This window comes from Streptomyces sp. NPDC006733, from assembly GCF_040636125.1.
Classification (GTDB): domain Bacteria; phylum Actinomycetota; class Actinomycetes; order Streptomycetales; family Streptomycetaceae; genus Actinacidiphila.
Genome location: NZ_JBEYJD010000012.1, coordinates 142,529 through 156,423 on the forward strand (window position 1 = coordinate 142,529; position 13,895 = coordinate 156,423).

Consider the following 13,895-nt stretch of genomic DNA (forward strand, 5'->3'; position numbering starts at 1 on the left):
CTGACGCTATGAAGCACCGGCCCGCACGAAGATGACACGAACCGTCACACGGGTTGACCCTGCCGCTCAACTGCCCCACCGTTGAGTGTCATGGGCACGCATACGATCACGGTGCACCGGGTCAGAGCGGCGTTGCGCGGTGCCCAGCGGCTCGGCATCGACACCGCCCCGTTACTGCAACGGGCCCAGATCGCGCCCCTGTTGCTCGGCGACGACCGGGCCCGCGTCACCGACGACCAGTTCAGCTGCCTCGTCCGGGAACTGCACCGGGCCACCGACGACGAGTTCCTCGGCCTCGGCCCCGCGCCCAGCCCGCGCGGCTCCTTCGCCATGATGTGCTGCACGGCGCTGGGCGGCCGGGACCTGGGCGCCGCGCTGGACCGGGCGGTGCGCTTCTACGCGCTGTTCCCGAGCGGCCCGGCCCTCGCCGTCCACACGGCGGACGGCGTCGCGCACTTCACGGTGCGCGGCGAGCCGGCCGACGACCCGGACCACTTCCTCGCCGAGTGCCTGGTCGTCATCTGGCACCGGCTCTCCAGCTGGCTCGTCGGCAGCCGCATCCCGCTGCTGCACGCCGAGTTCGCCTACCCGGCGCCCCCGCACCGGGCCGAGTACGACCTGCTCTTCGGCTGCCCGGTCCGCTTCGGCGCGGAGCACACCGGCGCCGCCTTCGACGCGCACTGGCTCGACGCCCCGCTCATCCAGGACGAGACCGCGCTCGGCGAGCTGCTGCGCCGGGCCCCCGCCGACCTGCTCAGCCGGCGCGACTACGGCACCACCGTCACCGAGCAGATCCGCCGCACCATGACCCGCGCCCTGGCCACCCGCACCCGGCTGCCGGAGGCGCCGGAGATCGCGGCGCGGCTCGCGGTCAGCCCCGCGACGCTGCGCCGCCGGCTGACGGCCGAGGGCACGTCCTTCCAGCGGCTCAAGGACTCGGTCCGCAGAGACGCGGCCATCGCCGGGCTCCGTGACGGGAACGAGCCGATCGCCCACCTCGCGGCGCGGCTCGGCTTCTCCGAGGACACCGCCTTCCACCGGGCCTTCCGCCGCTGGACCGGGACGACCCCCGGCGCCTTCCGCCACGCGGCCCTCGGGACGCGCCCCACACCGCCGGGCCCGGGGCACGAGCCCCCGGCATGACCCCTTGGAGTGAATGCGGTTCCGGGTCAGCAAAGGTGAGCGGCGTGGTCAGCGCCGCGCCTACCGGTAAGTCACTACGGTCCCTGTACCCCCCACCTTCCACCGTCCCGATGGGAGAGCCGCAGTGCAGAGCACCGTACGACGCATCCGGCACATCGTTCCGGCGGCCCTGGCCGCCCTCGCGCTGACGACCGCGCTGACCGCCACGGCGGCACCGGCCCAGGCTCAGGCCTCGACGGCACCGCAGACCCGGACGTCGCAGGCCGCGACCACGACCGCGACCGCCGGGCAGCCCGGCGACATCGTCAGCGCCCAGCAGACCCGCTTCATGCCCAACCCCCTCGTCCTCACCGACACCAGGGCCTGGACGATCCGCTACCGGTCCACCACCGCCACGGGCGCGCCCACCACCGTCTCCGGCACCGTCCTCGTCCCCCGCGACGGCCGCACCGGACAGCGCCCCCTCGTCACGTACGCCGTCGGCACCGTCGGCCTCGCCGACAGTTGCGCGCCCTCCCGCGGCTTCCCCACCGGGACCACCGCCGAGGGCAGCCTCATCTGGCAGGCGCTGCTGCGCGGCTGGGCGGTCGCCGTCACGGACTACGAGGGCCTCGGCACCCCCGGAGTCCACACGTACACCGTCGGCCGGGCCGAGGGACAGGCCATGCTCGACGCCGCCCGCGCCGCGGAACGGCTGCCCGGCACCGGGCTGGACGCCGCCACCCCCGTCGGCATCATGGGCTACTCGCAGGGCGGCCAGGCCGCCGGCTGGGCCGCCGAGATCCACGACACCTACGCCCCCGACCTCAACGTCAGGGGCACCGCCACCGGCGGCGTCCCCGCCGACCTCCTCAAGGTCGCCGACTTCAACAACGGCGGTGTCGGGGCGGGCCTGATCCTCGCCGCGGCCGTGGGCCACGACGCCGCGTACCCGGAGCTGGACCTCGCCAAGTACCTGAACGGCCGGGGGCGGACGCTGGTGGACATCGTGAAGACGCAGTGCGTCGCCATCGACGCCATCGCCGGCCTCTTCCAGCGCATCGACCAGGTCACCACCAGCAACCCGCTCTACGAGCCCGACTGGCAGAGCGCGCTGCGCGCCGACGCGCTGGGCACCCGCGGTCCCGACGCCCCGGTCTACCTCTACCACGGCGTCATCGACGAGCTGATCCCCTACGGCGTGGGGCAGAAGCTGCGCTCCGACTGGTGCGCGAAGGGCGTCGACGTGCAGTGGCAGTCCATGCCGCTCGGCCACATCACCGGAGCCATCGCCGGGTCCCCGTTCGCGATGGAGTGGCTCGCCGACCGCTTCGCCGGCCACCCGACGGCGGGCAACTGCTGACCCGTCCCCCTCCGCACCCGGCGCCGGCCGGACCGGTCACCCCGGCCCGGCCGGCGCCGGCACGTCACCGCACCGACCGTCACCGTACCGCCCGTCACCGCACCGACCGTCACCGCTTGCGGTAGATCTCGTCGATCTCCTTGGTGAAGTCCCGGGCGATCGCGGTCCGCTTGAGCTTCATCGAGGGCGTCAGGTGCCCCGAGTCCTCGGTGAACTCCACCGGCAGCACCCGGAAGCGCCGGATCGACTCGGCCCGCGACACCGACGCGTTCGCGTCGTCGACCGCGTGCTGGATCTCCGCGAGCAGCTCCGGGTCCTCGGTGAGCTGCGCCGTCCTGACCCCGTCGCGGTGGTGCATCCGGCGCCAGTGGCTGAGGCCGTCGGGTTCGAGGGTGATGAGCGCGGCCACGTAGGGGCGGTTGTCGCCGACGACCATGCACTGCCCCACGAGCGGATGCGCCCGCAGCTGGTCCTCCAGCGGGGCCGGGGCGACGTTCTTGCCGCCCGCGGTGATGATGATCTCCTTCTTGCGCCCGGTGATCGTCAGATAGCCCTCGTCGTCCAGCTCCCCTAGGTCGCCGGTGGCGAACCAGCCGCCGTCCACCGGGTGGTAGGCCCCGACCCGGCCGTTCCAGTAGCCGCCGAAGACCATGCCGCCGCTGAGCAGCACCTCCCCGTCGTCGGCGATCCGGACGGCGGCACCCGGCAGCGGCCAGCCGACGGTGCCGAGCCGGGGCCGCAGCGGCGGGGTGACGGTGGCGGCGGCCGTCGTCTCCGTCAGCCCGTACCCCTCGAAGACCGCGACGCCGGCCCCCGCGTAGAACGCGGCGAGGCGGCGGCCGAGCGGTGAGCCGCCGCAGATCGCGTAGCGGACCTTGCCGCCGAGCGCGGCGCGGATGCGCCGGTAGACGAGCGGGTCGTAGAGCGCGTGGGCGGCCCGCAGCCCGAGCGAGGGGCCGCGCCCGGTGCCGGACTGCTGCGCCTCCAGCGCCTCGCCGTACCGCCGCGCGATGGTGGCGGCCCGGTCGAAGGACGACGCCCGGCCCATCGACTCGGCGGTGGCGCGGCCGGTGTTGTAGACCTTCTCCAGCACGTACGGGATCGCGAGCAGAAAGGTCGGCCGGAAGCCCGCGAGGTCGGCCAGCAGGTCGTCGGTGGCGATGCTCGGGGCGTGGCCGAGCCTGACCCGGGCCCGCAGGCAGCCGACGGCGACCATCCGGCCGAAGACGTGCGACAGCGGCAGGAAGAGCAGCGTCGAGGCGGGCTCCGCGCTCACCGACTTGAAGACCGGGTGCAGCAGCTCGATCGCGTTGTCGACCTCGGCGAAGAAGTTTCCGTGCGTCAGGATGCAGCCCTTGGGGCGTCCGGTGGTGCCCGACGTGTAGATGAGCGTGGCGACGCTCTCCGGTCCGAGGTTGGCGCGGCGGCCCTTGACCAGGACGTCCGGCAGCTCCCGCCCCTCGGCCATCAGCTGGGAGATGCCGCCGGCGTCCAGCTGCCACAGGTGCCGCAGCCCGGTCAGCTCGCGGCGCTGCCCGCTGATCAGCCGGGTCTGCTCGACGCTCTCCACCGCGCAGGCCACCGCGCCGGAGTCGGCGAGGATCCAGCCGGCCTGGGAGGCGGAGGACGTCGGGTAGATCGGGACGGTGATCAGCCCGGCGGCCCAGGCCGCGAAGTCCAGCAGGGTCCACTCGTAGGTCGTCCGCGCCATGATCGCGAGCCGGTCGCCGGGGCGCAGCCCGGAGGCGATCAGCCCTTTCGCCACCGCGACCACCTCGTCGCGGAAGTCCGCGGCCGTGATGTCACGCCACGCCCCGCGCTCGTCCTTGCGGCTGAGCACGGCCTCGTCCGGGGCCTCCAGGGCGTTGCGGAACGGGATGTCCGCGAGGCTCCCCTCGCTCTCGGGCGGCACGAGAGCGGGCACGGACGCCTGCCGTACCGCACCGCCCGAGACGACGAGCTCCGGTTCCACGGCGACGAGTTGGGACGGTATCGGACTCTTACGGGCCATCAGGGCTCTCCTGGTTCGCGGAATCGTACGGCGGCTCGCGCTACGCGGATCGGCGGCGGTCAGGGCGGCGGCGGGGCATGCGGAACGGTGCGGTGCGGGCGGGGCGGTGTGGTCGTGGCGGTTCGGGCGGTGCGGTGCTTGCCGGGCCTCGGGTTCAGGGGCGTTCGAGCACGGCCGTGACCCCCTGGCCGCCGGCCGCGCAGATGGAGACGAGTCCGCGCCCCGGGCCGCCGCGCTCGGCGAGCAGCGTGGCGAGGGTCGCGACGATGCGGGCGCCGGTCGCCGCGAAGGGGTGCCCGGTGGCGAGCGACGAGCCGGCCACGTTCAGCCGCTCGCGGTCCACCGTCCCCAACGGGCCCGCCAGGCCCAGCCGTCCGGTGCAGAACTCCTTGTCCTCCCAGGCGGCGAGGGTGGCCAGGACCTGCGACGCGAACGCCTCGTGGATCTCGTAGAGGTCGAAGTCGCCGAGGGCGAGCCCGGCCCGCTTCAGCATCCGCGGCACCGCGTACGCGGGCGCCATGAGCAGCCCCTCCTCGTCGCCCTTGGGGTTGCCGACGAAGTCGACGGCGGCCGTCTCGTAGGCCGTGAGGTACGCGAGCGGCTCGTGCCCGTGCTCCGCCGCCCACTCCTCGCTCGCCAGCAGGACCACGGCTGCGCCGTCCGTCAGCGGGGTCGAGTTGCCGGCCGTCATGGTCGCGCCGCCCTCCCGCACCCCGAAGACCGGCTTCAGCCGCGCGAGCTTGTCGGCCGTCGAGTCCGGGCGCAGGTTCTGGTCGCGGTCCAGGCCGCGGAACGGCGTCACCAGGTCGTCGAAGAGGCCGCGCTCGTACGCCGCCGCGAGCCGCTGGTGGCTGGCGGCGGCCAGCACGTCCTGCGCCTCGCGCGCCACGCCCCACCGCTTCGCGGTGAGCGCCGCGTGCTCGCCCATCGACAGCCCGGTGCGCGGCTCGGCGTTGCGCGGGATCTCCGGTACGAGGTGGCGCGGCCGGATGCGCGCCAGCGCCTTGGCGCGCGCCCCCGCGGACTTCGCCCGGCGAGCCTCCAGCAAGATCTTCCGCAGCTCGTCGTTGACGCCGAGCGGCGCGTCGCTCGCGGTGTCGGCGCCGCCCGCGATGCCGCACTCCAGCTGGCCGAGCGCGATCTTGTTGGCGACGGCGATGATCGCCTGCAGCCCGGTGCCGCACGCCTGCTGGATGTCGTAGGCGGGGGTGGCCGGGTCGAGCGCGCTGCCGAGCAGGGTCTCGCGGGCGAGGTTGAAGTCGCGGCTGTGCTTGAGGACGGCCCCGGCGACGAACTCGCCCACGCGCTCACCGGCCAGGCCGGTCCGTTCCACCAGCCCGCCCAGCGCCGCACCCAGCATGTCCTGGTTGGACGCGGTGGCGTACGGGCCGTCGGAGCGGGCGAACGGGATGCGGTTGCCCGCCACCACGGCGACCCGGCGCGGGCCGTCCCGGCCGTCCCTGCTGTCCTTGCGTGCACTCATCGGCTGGCTCTCCCTTGGCTGGGCGCTGACTCACCAGTAGCCTTACCGGCGGTAAACTTACTCCAGAGTAAGGAGAAGGCCAATGGCCGATCGCTATCTCCGTTTCACGGGCACGGCCCCCGGCCGCTTCCTCTCCGGCCGCCTCGGTCTTCCCCAGCCCACCGCGCTGCGGCGCTGGTCCCCCGAGCACCCGGAGCCGGCGGGACCGATCCTGCGGCTGACGGCCGGCGTCCCCGACCCGGCCCCGGAGTCCGCTCCGGCGGCCGTCGTGCTGGACGCCACCGGCGTCCGCCGACCCGCCGGGCTGCACGACGTGTACGCCGCGCTGCACCCGGTCGTCCGCTCGATCGCGCCCTGCGGCCGGCTGGTCGTCCTCGGCGCCGCCCCGGACCCGGCCGATCCGCACCAGGCCGCCGCCCAGCAGGCACTCGAAGGCTTCGTCCGCTCGCTCGGCAAGGAGATCGGCCGCGGCCGCACCGTCCAGCTGCTGCGCCTGGCGCCCGGCGCCGACACCGAGTCGACGCTGCGCTTCCTGCTCTCCCCCAAGTCCGCGTACGTCAGCGGCCAGGTCATCGAGATCGGCCCGGCCCCCTCCCCTTCCCAGGACGCAGCCGGCACCGGCCGGATCGCGCTGGTCACGGGCGCCGCGCGCGGCATCGGCGAGTCCGTCGCCGCCACCCTCGCCCGTGACGGCCACCACGTCGTCTGCCTCGACGTCCCGCAGGCGCAGGAGGCGCTGACCGATGTCGCGCGGCGGCTGGGCGGCACCGCGCTGGCGCTGGACATCACCGCGCCGGACGCCGGGGAACGCATCGCCGCCGCACTCCCCGACGGCCTGGACGTCCTGGTCCACAACGCCGGGATCACCCGCGACCGCAAGCTGGCCAACATGGCCGCCGACCGCTGGGACTCCGTCCTCGACGTCAACCTCGGCAGCGTCATCCGCACCACCGACCACCTGCTGAAGGCCGGCACCCTGCACGACGGCGGCCGGATCGTCGCCACCGCCTCGATCAGCGGCATCGCGGGCAACGCCGGCCAGACCAACTACGCCGCCTCGAAGGCGGGCGTCATCGGCTTCGTGCGCGCGCTCGCGACGGATCCGCGCACGGCGGAGCACGGCATCACCGTCAACGCCGTCGCCCCCGGCTTCATCGAGACGAAGATGACGGCCGCGGTCCCGCTGTTCATCCGCGAGGCGGGGCGCCGGATGAACTCCCTCGGCCAGGGCGGACTGCCGGTCGACGTGGCCGAGACCATCGCCTGGTTCGCCGACCCGGGCTCGGGCGGCGTCACGGGCCAGGTGGTCCGCGTCTGCGGCCAGAGCCTCCTGGGCGCGTAGCGCCCCCTTCGACGACACCGACCGGAAAGGACGGCCCGACGTGCCCATCCACACCCTCGCCGCGCCCCCGCGGCTCCCGCTGGTCCTGGCCAGGGGCGCGCTCGGCTCGCGCCGCAAGCGCGGGCGGCCGCGCGACGGCGCCGCGCCCGCCGACCGGCTGGTCCTGCCCGCCGTGCGCGTCGACCCGGGGCGGCTCGCCGCGTACGCGCGGGTCTGCGGCTTCCCCCAGGAGCAGCCGGCCGACACGGTGCCGCTGACGTACCCGCACATCCTCGGATTCCCGCTCGCGGCGCGGCTGATGGCCGACCGCGCGTTCCCGCTGCCGCTGCTGGGGCTGGTGCACACCTCGATCGAGATCAACCAGCAGCGCGCCCTGCGCGCGGGCGACCGGCCCGAACTGACCGTCCACACCGCGGCGCTCCGCCCGCACCACCGGGGCACCGAAGCCGTGCTCGTCACCGAGGCGCGCCTCGACGGCGAGCTCGTCTGGTCCGACCGCAGCACGTACCTGGCCCGGCACAGCGGCGCCACCGGCCCGCGCCCGGACGAAGCGCCGGAGCCGGAGGGGAGCCGGCTGCCCGCCGTCGCCACCTGGCAGCTCGGCGCGGACCTGGGCCGCCGCCACGCGCGGGTGTCCGGCGACTACAACCCGATCCACCTCCACCCCTGGACGGCGAAGCCGCTGGGCTTCCCCCGCGCCATCGCCCACGGCATGTGGACCGTGGCCCGCTGCGCGGCCGAGGCGGTGCCGGCGACGGCCGAACACGTCACCCTGCACGCCAGGTTCAGGGCGCCGGTGCTGCTCCCCGGCACGGTGACCTACGCGGCCTGCACCGCCGCCGGTGCGGCGGGCCGCTTCGAGGTCCGCAGCGGGGACCGCGTCCACCTCACGGGCGAGGTGGTTCCCAGCGCCGGCCGTTCATGAGGTTGTCCAGGCCGGCCCAGGCGAAGTTCATCAGCGTCGCCGCGGTGTCCTTGCCCGACTGGCCCGGCTGCCCGCAGCCCCAGCCCGCCAGCGACTCGGCCGCGCCCACCAGGGCCTGCGCCAGCGCCGTCACCTCGCGCTCGGCGAGCTCGCCCTCGCAGTCGGCCTCGCGGGCGGCGGCGGCGATCAGCTCCCGGACGAACTCGGCGATCTCCGCGCGCATCTTCGCGACCTCGTCGGCGAAGGGCTCCCCCTGCGTCCTGGCCTGCTGGTACAGCACGGTCCAGCCGTCGGGGCGCTCCGTCGTGTGCGTGAAGAACGCCCGCAGCCCGCACCACAGTTGCCGGTCGGGCGCCGCCCCCGGCTCCACCCCGGCCCGCACCGCTTCGGTGAGCGCGGCCGCCTCGCGGCGGATGCAGGCGGTGAAGAGCTCTTCCTTCGAGTTCAGATACAGATAGACGAGCGGCTTGGACACCCCGGCCAGCTCGGCGATCTCGTCCATCGAGGCCGCCCGGTACCCGCGCCGCGCGAACGTCGCCACCGCCGCGTCGAGCATCTGCTGCTCCCGCACGTGCCGCGGCACCCGCTTGGTCTTCGCACCCACCCCGTGCCACCTTTCGTAGCGCTACCCGTAAGTAAGCCTACGGGGCTGCGGGGTGCCGGGACCGCCGACGGCGGCGGGCCCCGCGGAACCGGCCACCTCCCGTGAATCTGGACAGATTCCCACTGCCGGGCCGACAATCCCAGCATGACGTCGCCCGAGTTCCGCGCCCACGGTGTACGGCCGTCGGAGACCGAACGGGACCACGCGCTCGACGTGCTGCGCGCCGGGACCGGCGATGGCCGGATCTCCCACGACACCTTCATGCACCGCATGCACATCGTGCTCACCGCCCGCACGCGTGCCGAGGTCGAGAGCGCCCTCGCCGACCTCCCCTCCCGCGGCCGCTCGCCGCAACTCCTGCTGCTGCGCAGCGTCGCCCGCCTCTCGGCGCTCTCGGTACGGCTGCGCGGCAGCTGGCGCACCGAGCAGCTCCCCGGCCTGCGGCTGCCCGAGCCGGGCCCGCAACCGCTGCGCATCGGCCGCGCCCCGGTGTGCGACCTGCGCCTGGGCCACGACTCGGTCTCCCGCACCCACGCCGAGCTGCGCTACCAGGACGACGCCTGGCTCCTCTCCGACCTGGGCTCCCTCAACGGCACCCACGTCAACGGCCTCCGCATCACGGGCACGGTCCGCGTCCACCCCGGCGACCACGTGGCCTTCGGCAGCCTCAACTTCCGCCTGGCCTCCGGCTGATCCGCCCGGACCCACCCGCTCATGACGGTGCCCCCGTACCTCGTGGAGAGGGCCGGGGGCACGGTCGTGGGTGGGGTCAGGCGGCGACCGGGACGCGGGGCTCGCGGTCGGCTTCCGCTTCGTCGGACATCAGGTCGTCGATGTCCGCGCCGTGGGCCGTGGCGTACTTGTCGCGGTCCAGGATGTTCTCGCGGGCCGCGACGATGACCGGGACGACGGACTGGCCGGCCACGTTCGTGGCGGTCCGCATCATGTCGAGGATGGGGTCGATCGCCAGGAGGAGGCCGACGCCCTCCAGCGGGAGGCCCAGGGTGGAGAGGGTCAGGGTGAGCATCACGGTGGCGCCGGTGAGGCCCGCCGTCGCCGCGGAGCCGATGACCGAGACGAAGGCGATCAGCAGGTAGTCGCCGATGCCCAGGTGGATGCCGAAGACCTCGGCGATGAAGATGGCGGCGAGGGCCGGGTAGATCGCGGCGCAGCCGTCCATCTTGGTGGTGGCGCCGAACGGGACGGCGAAGGAGGCGTACTCGCGCGGGACGCCGAGGCGTTCGGTGACGCGCTGGGTGACCGGCATCGTGCCGACCGAGGAGCGCGAGACGAAGGCGAGCTGGATGGCGGGCCAGGCGCCGCGGAAGAACTGCAGCGGGCTGACCTTGGCGACGGTGGCCAGCAGCAGCGGGTAGACGCCGAACAGCACGAGCGCGCAGCCGACGTAGACGTCGGCGGTGAAGGTCGCGTACTGCTTGATCAGGTCCCAGCCGTAGGTGTTGATCGCGTTGCCGATCAGGCCCAGCGTGCCCAGCGGCGCGAGCTTGATGACCCACCACAGGGCCTTCTGCAGCAGTTCGAGGACCGAGGTGCTGAGGGTGAGGATCGGCTCGGCCTTCTCGCCGAGCTGCAGCAGCGCGATGCCGACGACGGCCGCCATGAAGACGATCTGCAGCACGTTCAGCTCGGTGAACGGCGTGATGACGTCCGTCGGGATAATCCCGGTGAGGAAGTCCAGCCAGGAGCCGGTGTGCTTGGGCTTGGCGCCGTCGGCCGGGGTCAGGCCGCTGCCGGAGCCCGGGTTGGTGAGCAGCCCGATCGCGAGGCCGATGGAGACCGCGATCAGCGACGTGATCATGAACCAGAGCAGCGTGCGGGTCGCCAGCCGGGCGGCGTTGGAGACGTTCCGCAGGTTGGTGATGGACACCACGATGGCGAAGAAGACCAGCGGGGCGACGGCGAGCTTCAGCAGCTGGACGAAGATCGAGCCGATCTCGTCGAGCGTCTTGCCGAGCCAGGCGACGTCACCGCTGCGGGCGATCCAGCCGAGGAGCACACCGAGGACGAGGCCGCCGAGTATCTGGGCCCAGAACGGGATCTTGGGTATGCGTACGCGACTGGATGTAGGAGACATGTTCCTGACGCTAACACCCGTGCTTTGAGAAACCCAAAGCGATTCTTTGGGTCCCCCAGGGCCGCAGGGGGGCGGAGAACGCAAAACCCCGCCCGGAACGTGACGTTCCGGGCGGGGCATGGCGAAGTGTGTGACGAGGGTTACTCACCGACCCCCTGCGGTACGCGCTCTGCCGAACGGCGCTACGGCACTACGGTTCTGCAACGCCAAGGCGCCAAAGCGCCAAGGCGCTACGCGGTACGCGCGGCGTCGTCCGCCGCGTCCTCCGCGCTCCGGCTCTTGGCGAAGTTCGACCGGCTGCGCTCGACGCGCGCGGAGACCTGGGCGGACGCGGCGTCACGGGCGCCGCGCAGCAGGACGAAGCTGAGCGGCGCGGAGATGACGAGGGCGAGGAGCGCGACCCACAGCAGGTTCGAGCTACCGAGCCCGGCCGGCAGGATCCGCAGGGAGACCAGACCCCAGATGACCGCGAAGCAGGCGACGAAGAGGCCAAAACGCATGGCGGTGTAACGGAACATGCTTCCAGTGAAGCACGGGCGTCCGACGATCAGTGCAGGGGGAGCCACATAGCGATGTCGTCGCGGAAGTCGCCGTCGGCGACGCGGATCGCGTCCGGCACGCGGCCCACTTCCTTGAAGCCGCAGCCGGCGTAGAAGGCGTCCACGCCGGTGCCGCCGCGCACCCCGAGGCGGAGCGAGTCGAAGCCCAGGTCACGGGCGAAGTCGACGGCCTCGAGGACCATCCGCCGGCCGCGGCCGCCGCCCTGCAGGGCCGGGTCGACCATGACCGTGACCAGCGTGCACCAGTGCCGCATCAGGCGGTGGGTGTTCAGCTTGAGGAAGACCGTGCCGACCGCCCGGCCGTCCTCGTACGCGACGAGCAGTCGCTGGGCCCCCGCGCCGACCGCCTCGAACTGGCCCTCGGCGGCCGGGCGCACGTCCTCGGCCGTGACCGGCGGGACGAACCCGATCGCGCCGCCGGCGTTGGAGGCGTCGGTCCAGATCCGGACGATCTCTTCGCGCAGGTCGGCGGTCAGCTCGGGGTCGCGGGCAAAGGTAAGGGTCATGTGCTCATCGTAACTATTACCGCCACCGTCCCGCAACGAGGAAAAGCCGGGGGCCCCGACGGCACGCTCACGCGTGCGGTCGGGGCCCCGGACGAACAGCGGGACGCCGGAGCGTCAGAACCGCATCAGCTGCGGGGACTCGCGCCGCTCGGCGTCCGGCCCCGGGTACTCGCGGATGATCTCGTAGCGCGTGTTGCGCTCGACCGGCCGGAACCCGGCGTCGCGGATCAGCTCCAGGATGTCGTCGCGGTTCAGCTTGTTCGGCGTGCCGAAGTCGTCCGCGTCATGGGTGATCTTGTACTCGACGACCGAGCCGTCCATGTCGTCCGCGCCGTGCTGCAGCGCCAGCTGCGCCGTCTGCACGCCGTGCATCACCCAGAAGACCTTGACGTGCGGCACGTTGTCGAAGAGCAGCCGGGAGACGGCGAACGTCTTGAGCGCGTCGGCGCCGCTGGCCATCGTGGTGCGGGCCTGCAGCGTGTTGCGGATCTTGCCGTCCTTCATGTCCACGAAGTCGTGCTGGTACCGCAGCGGGATGAAGACCTGGAAGCCGCCGGTCTCGTCCTGCAGCTCGCGCAGCCGCAGCACGTGGTCCACCCGGTGCCGCGGCTCCTCGATGTGCCCGTAGAGCATCGTCGCCGGGGTCTTGAGGCCCTTGGAGTGCGCCAGGCGGTGGATCCGGGACCAGTCCTCCCAGTGGGTGCGGTGGTCCACGATGTGCTGCCGGACCTCCCAGTCGAAGATCTCGGCGCCGCCGCCGGTCAGCGACTCCAGGCCCGCCTCGATCAGCTCGTCCAGGATGTCGGAGGCCGACAGGCCGGAGATCGTCTCGAAGTGGTGGATCTCCGTCGCCGTGAACGCCTTCAGCGAGACGGACGGCAGCGCCTCCTTGAGGGCCTTCAGCGAGCGCGGGTAGTACCGCCACGGCAGCGTCGGGTGCAGACCGTTGACGATGTGCAGCTCGGTGAGGTTCTCGCCCTCCATCGTCTTCGCGAGGCGGACGGCCTCCTCGATGCGCATCGTGTACGCGTCCTTCTCGCCCGGCTTGCGCTGGAACGAGCAGTAGGCGCACGACGCGGTGCACACGTTCGTCATGTTCAGGTGCCGGTTGACGTTGAAGTGGACGACATCGCCGTTCTTCTCCGTCCGCACGTGGTGCGCGAGACCACCCAGCCAGGCGAGGTCGTCGGACTCGTAGAGGGCGACTCCGTCCTCACGGGTCAGCCGCTCACCCGCGTAGACCTTCTCCTCCAGCTCACGCTTGAGTCCAGCGTCCATGCCTGCCGCCTCCTAGTTGCCATTCCGACCCGATCAAAGCTACTCCCCCGGATCCCGCCCGCGAGCAGGGCCCACTCATGCCTCTTCGGGGAGCGATCCGACCCGGTTCTCCCACTTCGTGGAGAGCACGATCGTGGTCCGGGTACGGGCCACGCCCTTCGTGCCCGACAGCCGGCGGATCGTGCGCTCCAGTCCGTCCACGTCGCCGACCCTGACCTTGAGCATGTACGAGTCGTCGCCGGCGATGAACCAGCAGTCCTCGATCTCGTCCAGGTCGCGCAGCCGGTGGGCCACGTCCTCGTGGTCGGCCGCGTCACTGAGCTGCAGCCCGACCAGGGCGGTCACGCCCAGTCCGAGCGCCACAGGCGCGACGGTGGCCCGGTAGCCGGTGATCACCCCGGCCTGTTCCAGGCGGTTGATCCGGTCGGTGACGCTGGGCCCGGAGAGCCCCACCAGCCGGCCCAGTTCCGCGTACGAGGCCCGCCCGTTCTCGCGCAGCGCCTGGATGAGCTGCCTGTCCACCGCGTCCATATGCCTGGACCCTCCCGTTCATGCATCGATTGCGCCGTGCGAACAAGAATCTAAGGCATCCGCGACCCTGCGGCC

At 72.8% G+C, this 13,895-nt stretch carries 13 protein-coding genes; 5 read left to right on the forward strand and 8 right to left on the reverse strand.

Going from position 1 to position 13,895, the window contains the following annotated elements; genetic code table 11:
• The first annotated feature begins 90 nt into the window (after window positions 1-90).
• Both ABZ721_RS13550 and ABZ721_RS13555 read left to right on the forward strand, forming a co-directional pair.
• Window positions 91-1,143, forward strand: coding sequence for an AraC family transcriptional regulator (locus tag ABZ721_RS13550; RefSeq protein ID WP_358788761.1), 1,053 nt, complete (start codon window positions 91-93; stop codon window positions 1,141-1,143).
• Window positions 1,144-1,267: 124 nt separating this feature from the next.
• A complete protein-coding gene (locus ABZ721_RS13555) occupies window positions 1,268-2,485 on the forward strand; it encodes a lipase family protein (protein ID WP_358788762.1) in 1,218 nt (405 codons plus the stop codon).
• A 109-nt stretch (window positions 2,486-2,594) separates the two neighbouring features.
• Here the strand turns inward: ABZ721_RS13555 and ABZ721_RS13560 are convergent, their stop codons facing one another.
• Window positions 2,595-4,496: a long-chain fatty acid--CoA ligase gene (locus tag ABZ721_RS13560; protein WP_358788763.1), complete on the reverse strand. Its 1,902-nt coding sequence runs from the start codon at window positions 4,494-4,496 to the stop codon at window positions 2,595-2,597.
• Between the two features lie 154 nt (window positions 4,497-4,650).
• Window positions 4,651-5,979 carry an acetyl-CoA C-acetyltransferase gene (locus ABZ721_RS13565; RefSeq protein WP_358788764.1) on the reverse strand — a complete coding sequence of 443 codons (1,329 nt, stop codon included), beginning with the start codon at window positions 5,977-5,979 and terminating at the stop codon, window positions 4,651-4,653.
• Window positions 5,980-6,061: 82 nt separating this feature from the next.
• On the opposite strand from ABZ721_RS13565, the gene ABZ721_RS13570 reads away from it, so the two are divergent.
• Entirely contained in the window at window positions 6,062-7,321 is a 1,260-nt protein-coding gene (locus ABZ721_RS13570; protein ID WP_358788765.1) for a 3-oxoacyl-ACP reductase, read from the forward strand.
• Between the two features lie 40 nt (window positions 7,322-7,361).
• Window positions 7,362-8,246 carry a MaoC/PaaZ C-terminal domain-containing protein gene (locus tag ABZ721_RS13575; RefSeq protein ID WP_358788766.1) on the forward strand — a complete coding sequence of 295 codons (885 nt, stop codon included), beginning with the start codon at window positions 7,362-7,364 and terminating at the stop codon, window positions 8,244-8,246.
• Here the strand turns inward: ABZ721_RS13575 and ABZ721_RS13580 are convergent.
• Window positions 8,209-8,802, reverse strand: coding sequence for a TetR/AcrR family transcriptional regulator (locus ABZ721_RS13580; protein ID WP_358788806.1), 594 nt, complete (start codon window positions 8,800-8,802; stop codon window positions 8,209-8,211). The genes ABZ721_RS13575 and ABZ721_RS13580 overlap by 38 nt on opposite strands.
• A gap of 192 nt (window positions 8,803-8,994) precedes the next feature.
• Here ABZ721_RS13580 and ABZ721_RS13585 point away from each other — a divergent pair, with 192 nt between their 5' ends.
• The gene (locus tag ABZ721_RS13585; RefSeq protein WP_358788767.1) at window positions 8,995-9,543 is read left to right on the forward strand and encodes a DUF1707 and FHA domain-containing protein; all 549 of its coding nucleotides are present in this window, start codon (window positions 8,995-8,997) and stop codon (window positions 9,541-9,543) included.
• Between the two features lie 76 nt (window positions 9,544-9,619).
• Here the strand turns inward: ABZ721_RS13585 and ABZ721_RS13590 are convergent, their stop codons facing one another.
• From ABZ721_RS13590 to ABZ721_RS13610, 5 genes are all read right to left on the reverse strand, one after another.
• Window positions 9,620-10,945 carry a dicarboxylate/amino acid:cation symporter gene (locus ABZ721_RS13590; protein ID WP_358788768.1) on the reverse strand — a complete coding sequence of 442 codons (1,326 nt, stop codon included), beginning with the start codon at window positions 10,943-10,945 and terminating at the stop codon, window positions 9,620-9,622.
• A 230-nt stretch (window positions 10,946-11,175) separates the two neighbouring features.
• Window positions 11,176-11,463, reverse strand: coding sequence for a DUF4229 domain-containing protein (locus ABZ721_RS13595; protein ID WP_358788769.1), 288 nt, complete (start codon window positions 11,461-11,463; stop codon window positions 11,176-11,178).
• A 29-nt stretch (window positions 11,464-11,492) separates the two neighbouring features.
• Window positions 11,493-12,011 carry a GNAT family N-acetyltransferase gene (locus tag ABZ721_RS13600; protein WP_358788770.1) on the reverse strand — a complete coding sequence of 173 codons (519 nt, stop codon included), beginning with the start codon at window positions 12,009-12,011 and terminating at the stop codon, window positions 11,493-11,495.
• 114 nt (window positions 12,012-12,125) lie between these two features.
• Window positions 12,126-13,289 carry an aminofutalosine synthase MqnE gene (gene mqnE / locus ABZ721_RS13605; protein ID WP_358788771.1) on the reverse strand — a complete coding sequence of 388 codons (1,164 nt, stop codon included), beginning with the start codon at window positions 13,287-13,289 and terminating at the stop codon, window positions 12,126-12,128.
• 75 nt (window positions 13,290-13,364) lie between these two features.
• Window positions 13,365-13,820, reverse strand: coding sequence for an Lrp/AsnC family transcriptional regulator (locus ABZ721_RS13610; protein WP_250977167.1), 456 nt, complete (start codon window positions 13,818-13,820; stop codon window positions 13,365-13,367).
• Window positions 13,821-13,895: the final 75 nt, after the last annotated feature.